Consider the following 14,328-nt stretch of genomic DNA (forward strand, 5'->3'; position numbering starts at 1 on the left):
AGGGACCATGGTAACTCAGCCCGCCGCGAAAAGCGCGCTGTTTTTCGGGGGAAAACGCCTTCTGAACGAGATGGGCATGCACATCAAAACGGGACGCTGGGGGGCGGGCGGGAAAGGCCGGCGGGACAGCGTGCCGGGCATGATGTATGGGCGGGCAGCGCGACGATTGCGAAGCCTTATATGTCGGATATCTCCGGAAACGACAGTGCCTCCCGGCGCGTTCAGAGGGGCAGGGCGGTCCGATACACGACCGGCCGCAACGCAAAACTGGTGGTGACCTGGGCGACACCGCGGATTTTGGTGAGCTTGTGACGGAGGAAGTCCTCAAACAGATTGAGGGACTCGACGAGTATCCTCAGCTGATAGTCGGCGTCGCCGGTCATCAGATAACATTCCATGACCTCCGGAAAGCCGTCGACGGCTTTTTCGAACGCAGCCAGATGGCGGTCATCCTGTTGATCGAGTCGGACGCGAACGAAGGCGGTCACCGTTAAGCCGACCGCCGCCGGATCAACGAGCGCGGCATAATGCGAGATGACGCCGGCACTTTCGAGTTGACGCAAGCGCCTGAGGCAGGGGGAGGGCGACAAGCCGACAAGGTCCGACAGGTCCTGATTGGTGATGCGGCCATTGGCCTGCAAAGCCCGAAGCAGCTTCCGGTCGATTTCATCCAAACTCGGCATCATTGAAACATCCTGCGATCAAATCATCTGGATATGAAAGAATCTGCCAATCCTGTCGCATTCATCGGCTGATTTCGCAAGGACCTGCGTGGAGGATTCCGGTTAAGCTGACCTCCAGCTGAAAGGAACCACCCATGACCATCGCCCTGTCGAACGATCGACAAGATATCGTTGATGCGCTGGAAGCGATCGATCGACGCTTGCTGTGGCTGGCTTCCTGGACAGTGCATAATGCGAACCATATTCGTCCCAAGCGCGATGGCCTGAAGGTGGGCGGCCATCAGGCAAGTTGCGCGTCCATGACGGCCATCATGGCGGCGCTTTATTTTTACGCCCTTGGCCCGAATGACAAAGTGGCCGTGAAGCCCCATGCCGGCCCGGTGCTCCACGCCATTCATTATCTGTTGGGAAACCAGAGCCTGGATCATCTCCAGCGCTTTCGCGGCCTGGGCGGCGTGCAAAGCTATCCCAGTCGCACAAAGGACAGGATTCCGGTCGATTTTTCGACGGGATCGGTTGGGTTGGGCGTCGCCATCACCGCCTTCTCCTCGCTGGTCCAGGATTATCTTGTCGCCCATGGCCAGGTCCGCGAGGAAGATGCTGGCCGCATGATCGCCTTGATGGGCGATGCGGAGCTTGACGAAGGCAATATCTACGAGTGCCTGATCGAAGGCTATAAGCACGACCTTCGTAACTGCTGGTGGATCGTGGACTATAACCGCCAGTCGCTCGATGCCACGACGGCGGATCGGATGTTCCGCCGGTTTGACGATATTTTCGAGACATGTGGATGGCGTGTCCTCACGCTCAAATATGGCAAGCTGCAACGTGCGGCATTTCAGAGGCCGGGCGGAAAGTCGCTTCAGGAATGGATCGACAACTGCCCGAATGCGGAATTCGCCGCTCTGACATATCAGGGCGGCGCCGCCTGGCGTCAGCGCCTTGTGGACGACATCGGCAGCAAGCCGCATGTCGCGAAGCTGCTCGACAGCTTCGACGATCAGGGGCTGGCGGCTCTGATGACCAATCTTGGCGGGCATTGCATCGAGACGCTGATGGACGCGTTCGACAGCGCCACCGACGATCGGCCGACCCTGTTCATAGCCTATACGGTCAAAGGTTATGGCACGCCTCTCGCCGGTCATAAGGACAATCATTCCGGCATGATGAACAATGCCCAAATGGACATGTTTCGATCGTCCATGGGCATTGCAGAGGGTGAGGAATGGGAGCCTTGGGCTGGCCAGGGCGATAATGTGGCAGCGCAGCTCAAGGCGTTCATCGCCCGATCGCGCTTCGTTTCCAAGCCGCCGGAGCCGACCGCGGGGGCCGTGCCCGTTCCTGCCATCCCTGTTCCCGAAGGCGCGGACCAGTCGACGCAGGCTGCTTTCGGCCGGATATTGCTCGATCTCGCCAAATCGGGCGAGCAACTGGCCGACCGCATTGTCACGACGGCTCCGGACGTGACCCAGACGACCAATCTGGGCGCATTCGTCAATCAGCGCGGGATCTTTCGCCGGCAAGAACTGGCCGACGTTTTCCAGAAGGCCAAAATCCCGTCCGCGCAAAAATGGGCGCAGCATGCGGCTGGTCAGCATATCGAGCTGGGCATCGCGGAGAATAATTTCTTCCTCCTGCTCGCCTCGCTTGGATTGGCGGCGCCTCATTTCGGTACGCGCCTCATTCCCGTGGGCACCGTCTATGATCCGTTCGTTTCGCGTGGTCTCGATGCGCTGAACTATGGTTGCTATCAGGACTCACGCTTCCTGCTTGTCGGGACGCCGTCGGGCATGACGCTGGCGGCCGAGGGCGGCGCGCATCAGTCGATCAATACGCCGCTGATCGGCATGGGACAGCCCAATCTCGCTTATTTCGATCCGGCATTTGCCGACGAACTCGCCCTGATGATGCGTTGGGCCTTCGAGCATATGCAGCGCCCTGACGGCTCCTCCGTATACCTTCGGCTTTCGACGCGTTCGATCCAGCAGGTCGAGCGCGAGGACGATGCGTGGCAGGCAGACGCGCTGCAAGGTGGCTATTGGCTTCGCAAGCCGGCGGCGGGCGCCGAGGCCGCCATCGTCTTCAGCGGGGTGGTCGCACCCGAGGCACTGGCCGCTTGGGAACAATTGGCCGACGACATTCCGGGGATCGGCCTGCTCAACGTGACGTCGCCCGATCTGCTGCATCGTGGCTGGTCGGCGCGATGCGCAGCCCGCTGGTCGGGTGGCGCAAGCCAGCCCTGCCATGCCGAGAAGCTGTTGTCCGCGCTGGCGCCGGGTGCGGGCCTGATCACCGTTCTGGATGGCTCGCCTTCTGCGCTTTCCTGGCTCGGCGGTGTACTTGGCATGCGGGTCAGTCCGCTGGGAACCGACCGTTTTGGTCAGACCGGAGATCTACCTGACCTGTACCGTACATACAGGCTGGATGCCGACGCGATCGTGGAGGCTGCCGCCGAACTCTTTTTGAGGAACTCAGATGGCAATTGAACTCAGGATGCCGGCGCTGTCGCCGACGATGGAGAAAGGCAATCTGGCGAAGTGGCTGGTGTCTGAGGGCGATAGCATCAAGCCGGGCGATCTCATTGCCGAGATCGAGACCGACAAGGCGACGATGGAGTTGGAAGCCGTCGATGAGGGCCGCATAACCACTCTCGTCATTGCGGCGGGGACGGATGATGTCGCCGTCGGAACGGTGATTGCTCTGCTCGCCGCCGCCGATGAACGCGCCGATACGGCGACCGTTGTCCAAGCGATGGACGAGGACGCGGCGCCCGTTGATCCCGAACCGATCCCGGTGCCGATGGGGGAGGGCGTCTTGCTCGTCGACGCGCCGCCGTCCGTGAGCGCGTCCCCCAGGCGTCCGTCGCCATCGGGCCGCCTCAAGGTCAGTCCATTGGCACAACGCATCGCTGATGCGAAGGGTATGGATCTTGAAGGCATCGTCGGATCGGGCCCCAACGGCAGGATCGTCCGGGCCGACCTTCCTGTTGCGCCGCTGGTCGTCCCTGCCCCCTCATCGCTGCGCCCGGGCGGCGCTGCGGACGCAGGGACGGGCATCGTGCCGCCCCCTGCGGGCGTGCCCGTCGAAACCGTCAAGCTGAGCGCGATGCGGCGGACGATCGCGCGCCGGCTGACCGAGGCGAAGCGGACGATCCCTCATTTCTATCTCACCGTCCGATGCAACATCGATCCACTCCTCAGGCTGCGTGAGGAACTCAACGCCGGCCTTGCAGCCCGGGGGATCAAATTGAGCGTCAACGATTTGCTCATGAAGGCGATGGCGTTGGCGCTCGTCGAGGTGCCCGACGCGAATGTGCAATATGGGGGCGACGACCTCCATCGCTTCGGCCGGGTCGACATTGCGATGGCGGTCGCGATCGACGGCGGCCTCATCACCCCGGTCATTCGAGATGTGTCCGCATTGTCGCTGTCCGCGATCGCCCAGGCGAGCAAGGGGCTCGCGGTCAAGGCGCGTGCGGGCCATCTCCAACCCGAGGACTATCAGGGAGGAACCGCTTCAATCTCCAATCTCGGCATGTTCGGCATCGATGAGATGTTTCCTGTGATCAATCCACCCCAGGCGCTGATTCTGGGGATCGGCGCCGCTGTCGAACAACCATGGAAGGTCGATGGGGAACTGGCGCTCGCGACCGTCGTCGCGGCCACGGGCAGCTTCGATCATCGCGCCATCGACGGTGCCATCGCAGCCCGGTTCATAGCCGCGTTTCGAACCTTCGTCGAAACCCCGATGCTTGTCATGAGCTGAGAGGCGAAGGGAAGAAGCTGAATCCATCGCCATTTCTGGCTCCGTCGACTGATGCGGGTGGATGATCCGGCCCACCGGGGGGGCAAAAGCAGGATCAGCCCAACGCCATCCAACCGGCCAGACTGGCGGCGGCTGCGGTCACCGCGGCGACAAGCGGCATGGCGGCCCTGCCGCCGCCGTGACGCCATCCGATGACCACGGTCATCACCGCCTTGGCCAGCGTATTGGCCAGGACAGCGCTCCCCAGAATGAGGCCTGCGCTACGATTGTCCAGCAGGTCGGGCGGCAGTCCAGCCATGGTCATGACCGCGGCATCGACGTCGGATATGCCGGTCAGGGTCAGAATGACGGCCATGCCTTGCTCGCCGAAACGCGCCAGCGCCCATCGTGCGGCAAGCGACAATCCTGCTACCAGAGCCGCCAGCATGAGCGCAGGCGCAAAGCCGAGCGGATTGGAAATCTCCATGCCGTCGCCACCTTTGCCATGGCGTCGCCAGGCGATCAGGGCGAATATCACGGCAACCAGCGTCGCAGGAGCCATGGTCAGCGCCAGCGTGGGAACGGCGCGTGGGATGAGGGCGAGTGCAACGAGCTGAACCCGCACGAACATGACGATGGACGCGACCGCGATGCCCGCCGACAATATTTCCCGGGCCTCCGGTTCGTCGCGCAGGCGACGGGCATAATCCGCCGTCACGGCCGTGGAGGAGACGATGGCGCCCGTCAGGGCCACCACCAATATTCCCCGGTCGCGGCCGAAGCGTCTGGAAATGGCATAGCCTGAAAAGGACAGGCCGGTCACGAATACGACCACCATCCATATCTTGCGAGGGTTCCACGCATCAAAGGGGCCGTAGGCGGCGTCCGGCAGCAGTGGCAGGATGACGAGTGCGACCAGCAGGAAGCGGGACACGCCCTCGATTTCGCTTTCGTCCATGCCCCTGAGCAGGGCGTGCATCGATTGCCGCGCGCTCAGGATCGCAAAGGTCGCCGCGCCCGTTGCAAGACCCAGCGCGGGCGACACCCTCGTGGCACAGAAACTCGCGCCGAAGGTCAGCAGGCCGGCGAGCGTCGTTGTGGCGGACAGATTCTCCGGATGGGCGCTGCGCGCATAGCCGATCGCCAGGACAGCCACGACTCCCAGGCAGAGAGAGGCAGCGACGGTGTCGGGCGCCAATCCGCCGATACCGCCCAGCAATCCGATCAGGCCGAAGGTTCGAAAACCCGCGACCCTGTGGCCCTTGCCCAGATCCCGCTGTGTCCAGCCGCGCTCCAGCCCCACGAGCAATCCGACCGCGATGGAGGCGATCATGGACAGATAGGGTTGGGCAATGTCGGTCATGGGCTTTGCATGCCTATGCCTGCTGTCGTGACGACGGCATAGGTATAAACCACAATCAACCTTCTTGGGTGGGCACTCTTTTGCGGTCTGTCCTGTCGGCACATTTCATGCCTGCCGCTGTGCCCCGTTCCATCGGACGCCCCCGATCGACCAGTGGCCGGCGTTGCTCTTGCGCGGCACTTGCCCCATAAGAGCATATGACAAATCCATTACATCCCGCTCCGGCCCAACTGGATAGAATCCAGCAAAATTATCTCGCCAAGGCCGAACGGAGGCTCCTGACCTGGTTTTGCGGCCGGATGCCCGCATGGGTGACACCGGACTTGCTGACCCTGTTGGGTGTGATCGGCGCCTTCATGACCTTTGCGGGCTATGCGGCGAGCAATTACGGCTCCGCATGGCTCCTCCTCGCGATCATGGGCTATACCGTGCAATGGTTCGGTGACTCGATGGACGGGAGCCTCGCTCGCTATCGCCATATAGAGCGGCCTTCCTATGGCTATTTCATCGATCATAGCTGCGACGGTCTGGTCGTTCTGCTGATCCTGGCGGGGATGGGTCTCAGTCCGTTCGTGACGATGGACGTCGCCATGATCGCGCTGGCGGGCTATCTGCTGCTGTCGATCCACGCCTATCTTTCCGCCCGGGTCCTTGGGGAATTCAAGCTTTCCTATCTTTCCGCCGGTCCGACCGAGCTTCGCCTGATGCTGATGACCTTGACCGCCATGATGATGCAACTGGGTTCCGGCCCCGGCCTGTTCGGGGCCTGGTCGGGATTCGACATATTCGTGGGAACGGTCGGCGCCATTCTCATCATCCTGTTCATCATCCAGACGCTGGTCACCGGACGGCGCCTGGCCAGGATAGAGGCGGGGCAACGATAGGGGCGACGTGCCGCCGGCTGCATGCAAGCGCGAAGCGGGCTAGCCGAACATGATCCGGAACGGTTATGAACGGCCTTCCGAACTTCAGGAGCCCGACAATGCCGAACCCCAGCCCATGGCAGCATCATCGTCAGCCCGGCATCGCGGATGACATCGATTTCGAGATCAAGGGGCAGGAACTGCAATTCCTCGAAATCGAACTCGATCCGGGTGAAAGCGCGGTTGCGGAGGCAGGGGCATTGGTCTGGAAGGATGCGGTGGTCGGCATGACCACCGTTTTCGGTGACGGCAGCGGCGGCAGCGACGGCGGCTTCATGGGCAAGCTGCTGGGCGCGGGCAAGCGTCTGGTCACCGGCGAGAGCCTGTTCACGACCGTGTTCACGCATAATGGCCATGGCAAGGCGCGGGTCGCCTTCGCCTCGCCCACGCCCGGCGCGATCCTGCCCATCCGTCTCGACCAATATGGCGGCCGGCTGATCTGCCAGAAGGACAGTTTTCTGGCCGCCGCGAAGGGCGTCTCGATCGGCGTCCATTTTCAGCAGCGGATCATGACCGGACTGTTCGGCGGCGAAGGCTTCATCATGCAGAAGCTGGAAGGCGATGGCTGGGTCTTCGTCCAGATGGGCGGAACGATCGTCGAACGCGAACTGGCGCCGGGGGAGCAATTGCATGTCGATACGGGCTGCGTCGCCGCCTACACCGATACGGTCGATTTCGATCTGGAGCGGGCGGGGGGTGTGCGAAGCATCCTGTTCGGCGGTGAAGGTCTGTTTTTCGCGCGCCTGACCGGGCCCGGCAAAGTGTGGATCCAGTCTTGCCCTTCTCCCGGCTTGCGGGTCGGATGCTGGCGGCTGCCGGAAGCCGGGGCGGACAGAATCGCGGCGAAGGCTCCGTCCTGGGCGGTTTGGGAGATCTGATTGGCGGTAACAATTAGGTCGAGAGTCCCGTTGCTCTGGGGATTTCATCGGAATTAACGCGCTTTACAGGATCGTGTTGTGGCATCGGGCGCCAGACGGCGTTCGAGGGCATGGCCGATGGGCGGACGGGATATGTGCGATGATCCTGCTGAACCCCCGCACTGGAAGACGCCAAGCCGGCAAGCGGGCAAAGTGCCCAATCCTATTTTGATGGAGATTGTTGCTCCGTGGCCAGGCGGCAACATCGGAATAGTCCAGCTTGGAAATATAGGTTGGCCTCGCCGTGAAGACATGGCTGATTATGCCTGTGCAAAAATGCAACATATCGATTGATTGATCGCTCATACCCTAATCGGGGGATGCGAACGACTGCTCGACCCGACTAACCCTGCCGCATATTTGTCGGGAGGGAATATCATGATCGGGCGGAAGTCTACGCGTTCACCTATTCGTCTGGGGCTTGGTATTGGCGTGAGCGTGCTGGCGCTCGGCGCCGGCAGTTCCTTCGCGCAGCAGGCCCCGACAACGACCTGTCCGGATGGGAGTGCGGGTCCGCTCTGTATCATCAGCAATACCGGCTCGATCGGGCCGATCACCGGAACGCTGGGCACCGCCACCGTGGTGAACAACAGCGGAACCATTGCGGGGGACCCGGCCATCCGCGCCGGTCTGGCAGTCATATTGTCGGTGAACAACGCAGCGGGCGGCGTGATCGATGGGGGGACGAGCGCCATCATCGCACCCGCAAGGACCGGTATTCCCTTGCTCAGCTTCAACGTGACAAATGCCGGCACGATCAATGGCGATGTTTCCTATGTCGAGCCCACCCCTGTATCGCCCCAGTCGCCGCTGGCGGGCGCGCTCTATTATTATATTTCGGACGGCGGCACGCTGAACGGCAACCTGCAACTCGGCACCGCATTCAGCACCGCCAATTTCATCCAGCGGGGCGAGGATGACGGCGTCACCGGAACCCTATCGGCCGGCGGCGGCATCGACATCTATACCCGCAGCTACAGCCAGTCGCAGTCGCTGGAATTGGGTGCTCGGGCCTTGCCGGCCACGTTCGAGATCGAGGGTTTCGAGGCGCGGGGCGATGCGACCACGCTGACATTGACCGGGCAGGGCACGACGATCACCCTCATGGGCAACGGCAATGTCGTGAACGGCGGCACGATCAACCTCCTCAACACTGCGGGCCTGTATCCGCCCGGCGTGACCGTCGTCCCGGCTGCGATCAGCTACTACCAACAACGTTTCGCGACTTTCCAGCGCGCCAATGTGCAGCCCGGCACCGTTCCGCTTTATACGCCGACCTATGGCGATGCCCTGACCAGCTTCACCAATGAAGGGACGATCAACGGCGACATAAGGATCGCGGCCGCGACCTTCGTCAACAATGACGAGATCAACCTGGCGACGAGCGGAATGGGATCGGTCATCACGACCTCCGCGGGCGAGGATTTCGTCTTCCGCAACGCCGGCACCATCGAGATGGACTTCAACGGCGCGCGTCCAGCCTTCGCCAATATCGAACGCGAATTCGACGAGGGCGTGAACGCGGCCATCCGTATCCGCCAGGCGTTGGAAACCACTGAACTGGCGGATGCGAAAATCGAGAATAGCGGCAGCATCATCGGCGGCCTGGATGCCAACGTGGCGGCGCGGGTCTTCTCCTTCACCAACAGCGGTTCGATCGCCGGGATTGATGCCAACGGACATTTCCAGCGCGGCCTGACGCTGAAGGTGGGCGAGCTGGACCTCGTGCTGCCCAACGCCAATGACGAATTCAACGCCGATGCCGCGACGATCGTCAACAGCGCGAGCGGCGAAATCCTGGACGGCTTCTACGCCGGCGTCGCGGCACAGAATCTGAGCTTCGCCAATCATGGCCGCATCGCGGCTTCGGCGCGGGAAGGCGGCACTGCGCTGTACATCGAAACCGGCCTTTTGCAGGATGACGGGCCGGAGGACGAGGATATCATCCGTATCCCCGCTGAAAATTTCGCGTTCACCAACACAGGCGCGATCGACGGCGCCGCCGAGGTGGAAATCGGGAACCGGGTGGCGACATTCGACAATAGCGGCACCGTGACACGAACCGAGCTTCCCATCGAGCCGGGCAATGTTCCATTCTTCGGCGGCGTTGCCGCGTTCGACATCGAATCGGATACGGACGTCAGCCAAAGCCTGACCTTCAACAATAGCGGCAGCATCATCGGCCAGGACCGGGGCGGATCGGGCCTTCTCATCGAGATCGAAGCGGGCGACGGCGATGAGCCGGGTACTCCGTTGGCGGACTCGACTGTGCGCCTGGTCAACAGTGGCACGATCAAGGCGACCGGAGGCGCCACCGGCTTCCCGATGGGAATATTGAACCCCGGCAGCACCGAATTCTTCGTCAACCAGATCGCCGCCGTCGGGATCGACCAGGAAAGCAGCGGCGCAGGTACGGTCACCATCGAAAACCGCGAAGGCGGCCTGATAGAGGTATCGGGCTTCGCCAGCATGATCATCCCTACGCCTCCCACGGGACTGTTGGCATATAATGCCATTCCCAACGCCGTCGACGGCGGCATGGCGACCGCGATCGGCGTGTCCGCGAAGACCGTCAATATCGTCAACGCGGGCACCATCCGGGGCGGCGCGGGCAGCGATTATTCGGCCAATCCCGGCATCGTCGTCGACAATGCGATCGGCCAGCCCAACCGCTATCTTGCCGGCGCGATCCATACGAGCGGTGATCAGCTTGATGACGACAGCGGCTTCCTGCCCTCGACCGACCATGTGACGAACACCGCGACGGGCGTGATCATCGGGTCGATTGACCTCAATGCCGGCGATGACCGCATCGACAATGCCGGCCGGATCACCGGCGACATCTACATGCGTGAAGGCAATGACACCATCGTCAACGCAGGCACCATCACCGGAACGGTGCGGATGGGCGATGGCGATGACAGCTTCACCCATCTCCTCGCTTCGGCGGTGTTGAACGGAACGGTCGACGGCGGCGCAGGGGAAGACACGCTTTCGTTCGACATCACCGGAACGACCTACACCGGTTCGATCGATCCGGCCCTCCGTCAGCTGTTCACCAATTTCGAGATCGAGAAGATCATCGGCACGGGTCAGGTCGTGGTCCAGCAGACGGTTCAGGTATCCAGCGGTGGCCCGCTCAACCTGACCCAGGGATCGAGCATCGTCGTGGCCCCGGGCGAAACAGCCATCAGCGGCGGAAGTGAAAGCGTCACGATCGCAAACAGTGGCGAAGTGATCGGCAATGTCGATCTGGGTGCAGGCGACAATGTCTTCAGCAATGCGAGCGGTGGCTCCGTCACCGGAAACATCATCACCGGTCCCGGCAACAACAGCATCAGCAACCAGGGTGGCACGATCAATGGCAATATCCTCGCCGGAAGCGGCGCGGACAGTCTGACCAACACGGGTGCGATCTCCGGCAATGTCGATCTGGGCGCAGGCGCCGACACGGTGACGATCGGCACGGGCGGCAGCTTCGGCGGCACGGTGGCCGCGGGCGGGGGATCCGATACGCTCGCCTTCAATACGGGCAGCACCTATGAATCGCAGACCACGATCAACGGGTCCAACTTCACCGGCTTTGAAGAAGTGAACAACGCCGCGGGCGTGAACAGCTTCACCGGCGATCTCGACGTCAACCAGGTCAATGTCACCGGTGGCCGCCTGATCGGTCTGGCCGGATCGACCCTGACCGGATCGGTCGACGTGGCGAGCGGCGGCACCTTCGGCACCGCCGGAACGGTCAGCGGCAACGTCACGATCGGCAATGGCGGCACGCTGTCGCCCGGCGCTTCGCCCGCGATCATGACGATCAACGGCAATCTCGCGATCGGCAACGGCACCACCACGACCTTCGAGTTCGTGCCCGTGGGCCAGAGCGACCAGATCATCGTCAATGGCGGATCGGTGGCGATCGGCGACAATACGGTGCTGAACCTGACCGGCTCGCTCACCCCCGGCGCATCGCGCGACCTCATCATCGTCAACGGCGGCGGCACGATCACTGGCGAGTTCGACATCGTCAACCGCGATCCCGGCATCGTCGGTGTGCTGCGTTACAATGCATCGAGGCTGCAACTGCTCGGTACTTTCGTGGCGCCCGCGGGCACCAACGTTCAGGCCAACGCCGCGATCAATTATGTCAACGGCCTGTTGGTCGCCGGCACCGCCGGCACGGCGCTGATCAATGCCGTGCCCACATTGCTCAGCGGCAGCACGGCAAATGCGGCGGCCTTCGGCCAGCTTACAGCGGAAGCTTATGCCAGCGCCTCGCAGCTCGGTGTGGAACAGGGACTGGCCATTGCGAAGGCCGGCCGCTCCGGCCTCGCCGCAACCCGGCGCGACACGGCGGGCCCGTTCACCTTTGCGCAGAGCCTGGGGAACTGGCGCACGCTGAAGGGCAATGCGGTCCTGGGTAGTTCCACGGCCAAGAGCCACAGCTATGGCGTGCTGGGCGGCATCGGCTTTGGTTCGGCGGCGGCATCGGTCGGTGGGTTCGTCGGCTATGTCGACAGCCGTCAGACCGTCAAGGCGCTGGGCGCGCGTACCGATGCGGACGGCGTGGTTGCCGGTCTGACCGGTCGCGTCACCAGCGGCGGTTTCGACGCGGCGGTGACGATGGCCTACGACTGGAGCGAGGGCAGCACCCGCCGCGCCGTTCCAGGCGCGACGGTCGCATCGAACGACTATCGCCTGCGCAGCCTCGTGCTGGACGGTTCGGTCGGCTACAGCTTCCCCATGGGTAGCTGGGCGGTTCGGCCGGAAGTCGGCATCACCCACGTCTCGACCCGCCGTGGACGCGCCACTGAAACCGGCAGCGCCGCCCTCGCACTCGCCATCGATCGCGCCAAGACCCATGCCACCTTCATCGACGGCGGCCTCAAGTTCGAGGGCGGCGTCGGCGAGGGCGACCGTTTCCATCCCTGGGCACAGGCCGGCGTGCGTCACCAGCTTGAGGGCGAGCTTTCCGCCGCCAGTGCCGGGTTCGTCGGCAATGCCGAACGCTTCACGGTCTTGGGCGCCGGCCGCAAGGAGACGATGGCGACCGCCGGTGCCGGCGCGCGCTACGATGTGGCTCCGGGCTTCAGCCTCTACGGCGCCTATCAGGGTGAGTTCGGCGGCACGCGCAGCCATAATGTCAACCTGGGCGTCCGTTTCGATTTCTGACGCATCGGAGCGCGTCGGGGGCGTCACCCAAATCCACAGGGGGCGCCGGTCGCAAGGCCGGCACCCCTGATCCCCTTCCGCAACGCGCCGGTATTCCCCGCCACACACGGCGGTGTCCGGCCCCTGCGATCCGGCAGGCGCCGAGCCTCGATCGCTAAATGACTCCCATGGCCTGCATCGCTTCGGCGACCCGCACGAAGCCCGTGATATTCGCCCCAAGAACATAATTGCCTGGCGCGCCATAGGCTTCGGCGGTTTCCGCACAGCTATCGTGAATGCGGCGCATGATCGCGGCCAAACGGGCCTCGGTCTCCTCGAAAGTCCAGCTGTCGCGCGAGGCGTTCTGTTGCATTTCCAGCGCCGAGGTCGCGACACCCCCGGCATTGGCGGCCTTCGCCGGACCGAAGAGAATATCGGCTTGTTGCAGGAGACGCACTGCCTCCGGCGTGCAGGGCATGTTCGCGCCTTCTCCCACGGCGATGACGCCATTGCGTATCAGGGCTGTCGCGTCATTTCCGTTCAGCTCATTCTGTGTGGCCGATGGCACCGCCACATCGCACGGAATTTCCCAGACCGATCCCTGGTCGGAATAATAGGCTCGTTCGCCTTTCAGACGGACATAGTCCGAAATCCGCTCACGACGGACGAGCTTGATTTCCTTCAGCAGTTCCAGATCAATTCCGTCTTCGTCGACGATGAAGCCCGACGAGTCCGAACAGGCGACCGCCTTGCCGCCGAACTCATTGATCTTCTCGATCGCATAGATCGCGACATTGCCCGACCCGGATACGACCGCGCGCTTGCCATCGAGGCTCTGCCCCCTGGTCTTCAGCATCTGGTCGATGAAATAGATGGCTCCATATCCCGTCGCTTCCGTCCGCGCCCGCGATCCGCCGTAGATCAACCCCTTGCCGGTCAGAACACCGGCCTCGTACCGGTTGGTAAGGCGCTTATACTGGCCGAACAGATAGCCGATCTCCCGAGCGCCGACACCAATGTCGCCGGCGGGAACGTCGGTATATTCACCCAGATGCCGATACAGTTCGGTCATGAAGGATTGGCAGAAGCGCATGACCTCGCCATCCGACCGGCCGCGCGGATTGAAGTCGGAGCCGCCCTTTCCGCCGCCGATCGGCATGCCGGTCAGCCCGTTCTTGAAGGTCTGTTCGAAACCGAGGAACTTGATGATCCCGACATTGACGGACGGATGGAACCGCAAGCCCCCCTTATATGGCCCCAGTGCGGAGTTGAACTGCACACGAAAGCCGCGGTTGATGTGGATATGCCCATTATCGTCGACCCACGGGACGCGAAAGATGATCTGCCTTTCCGGCTCGCAGATCCGCTCGATCAGCGCATTGTCGATATATTCCGGATGTTTCGCGATGACGGCGCCCAGGCTTTCCAGAACCTCCTCGACGGCCTGATGGAATTCCGTCTCGCCTGCATTGCGTCGCAGGACATCCTCGTAAATGGGAAGAAGCTTTTCGTCGATCCGTGGCAAAGTCGGGCCTCCTGTTCAGTTATTT

General features: G+C 62.6%; 8 protein-coding genes and 1 pseudogene. 6 read left to right on the forward strand and 3 right to left on the reverse strand.

Features of this window, described 5'->3' with window-relative positions; genetic code table 11:
* Window positions 1-221: 221 nt before the first annotated feature.
* Window positions 222-683 carry an Lrp/AsnC family transcriptional regulator gene (locus YP76_RS11580; RefSeq protein ID WP_046764082.1) on the reverse strand — a complete coding sequence of 154 codons (462 nt, stop codon included), beginning with the start codon at window positions 681-683 and terminating at the stop codon, window positions 222-224.
* Between the two features lie 134 nt (window positions 684-817).
* Here YP76_RS11580 and YP76_RS11585 point away from each other — a divergent pair, with 134 nt between their 5' ends.
* Together YP76_RS11585 and YP76_RS11590 are read left to right on the forward strand one after the other, a co-directional pair.
* Window positions 818-3,169, forward strand: coding sequence for a transketolase (locus YP76_RS11585; protein ID WP_046763767.1), 2,352 nt, complete (start codon window positions 818-820; stop codon window positions 3,167-3,169).
* Window positions 3,159-4,448 (forward strand): dihydrolipoamide acetyltransferase family protein, encoded by a 1,290-nt coding sequence (locus tag YP76_RS11590; RefSeq protein WP_046763768.1) that lies wholly within the window; start codon window positions 3,159-3,161, stop codon window positions 4,446-4,448. Before YP76_RS11585 ends, YP76_RS11590 begins: the two co-directional genes overlap by 11 nt.
* A 94-nt stretch (window positions 4,449-4,542) precedes the next feature.
* On the opposite strand, the gene YP76_RS11595 is transcribed toward YP76_RS11590, so the two are convergent.
* Window positions 4,543-5,790 (reverse strand): MgtC/SapB family protein, encoded by a 1,248-nt coding sequence (locus tag YP76_RS11595; protein ID WP_046763769.1) that lies wholly within the window; start codon window positions 5,788-5,790, stop codon window positions 4,543-4,545.
* A gap of 197 nt (window positions 5,791-5,987) precedes the next feature.
* Between YP76_RS11595 and YP76_RS11600 the strand changes: the two genes are divergently transcribed.
* The 4 genes and pseudogenes from YP76_RS11600 to YP76_RS11610 all read left to right on the forward strand — a co-directional run bounded on the left by YP76_RS11600 (window position 5,988) and on the right by YP76_RS11610 (window position 12,799).
* Window positions 5,988-6,674: a CDP-alcohol phosphatidyltransferase family protein gene (locus YP76_RS11600; RefSeq protein ID WP_046763770.1), complete on the forward strand. Its 687-nt coding sequence runs from the start codon at window positions 5,988-5,990 to the stop codon at window positions 6,672-6,674.
* A gap of 98 nt (window positions 6,675-6,772) precedes the next feature.
* Window positions 6,773-7,608: pseudogene (locus YP76_RS11605) on the forward strand (TIGR00266 family protein).
* 100 nt (window positions 7,609-7,708) lie between these two features.
* Entirely contained in the window at window positions 7,709-7,924 is a 216-nt protein-coding gene (locus YP76_RS27785; protein WP_157035761.1) for a hypothetical protein, read from the forward strand.
* An 84-nt stretch (window positions 7,925-8,008) separates the two neighbouring features.
* Window positions 8,009-12,799 (forward strand): autotransporter domain-containing protein, encoded by a 4,791-nt coding sequence (locus YP76_RS11610; RefSeq protein WP_084733123.1) that lies wholly within the window; start codon window positions 8,009-8,011, stop codon window positions 12,797-12,799.
* 154 nt (window positions 12,800-12,953) lie between these two features.
* Here the strand turns inward: YP76_RS11610 and gdhA are convergent, their stop codons facing one another.
* Entirely contained in the window at window positions 12,954-14,303 is a 1,350-nt protein-coding gene (gdhA, locus tag YP76_RS11615; protein WP_046763772.1) for an NADP-specific glutamate dehydrogenase, read from the reverse strand.
* Window positions 14,304-14,328 lie beyond the last annotated feature (25 nt).

This window comes from Sphingobium chungbukense (genome assembly GCF_001005725.1).
Taxonomy (GTDB): domain Bacteria; phylum Pseudomonadota; class Alphaproteobacteria; order Sphingomonadales; family Sphingomonadaceae; genus Sphingobium; species Sphingobium chungbukense.

Excerpts from the sequence above, each read along its gene's own strand:
- YP76_RS11580 (WP_046764082.1), bottom strand. The coding sequence starts at position 683 with ATGCCGAGTTTGGATGAAATCGACCGGAAGCTGCTTCGGGCTTTGCAG.
- YP76_RS11585 (WP_046763767.1), top strand. The coding sequence starts at position 818 with ATGACCATCGCCCTGTCGAACGATCGACAAGATATCGTTGATGCGCTG.
- YP76_RS11590 (WP_046763768.1), top strand. The coding sequence starts at position 3,159 with ATGGCAATTGAACTCAGGATGCCGGCGCTGTCGCCGACGATGGAGAAA.
- YP76_RS11595 (WP_046763769.1), bottom strand. The coding sequence starts at position 5,790 with ATGACCGACATTGCCCAACCCTATCTGTCCATGATCGCCTCCATCGCG.
- YP76_RS11600 (WP_046763770.1), top strand. The coding sequence starts at position 5,988 with ATGACAAATCCATTACATCCCGCTCCGGCCCAACTGGATAGAATCCAG.
- YP76_RS27785 (WP_157035761.1), top strand. The coding sequence starts at position 7,709 with ATGGGCGGACGGGATATGTGCGATGATCCTGCTGAACCCCCGCACTGG.
- YP76_RS11610 (WP_084733123.1), top strand. The coding sequence starts at position 8,009 with ATGATCGGGCGGAAGTCTACGCGTTCACCTATTCGTCTGGGGCTTGGT.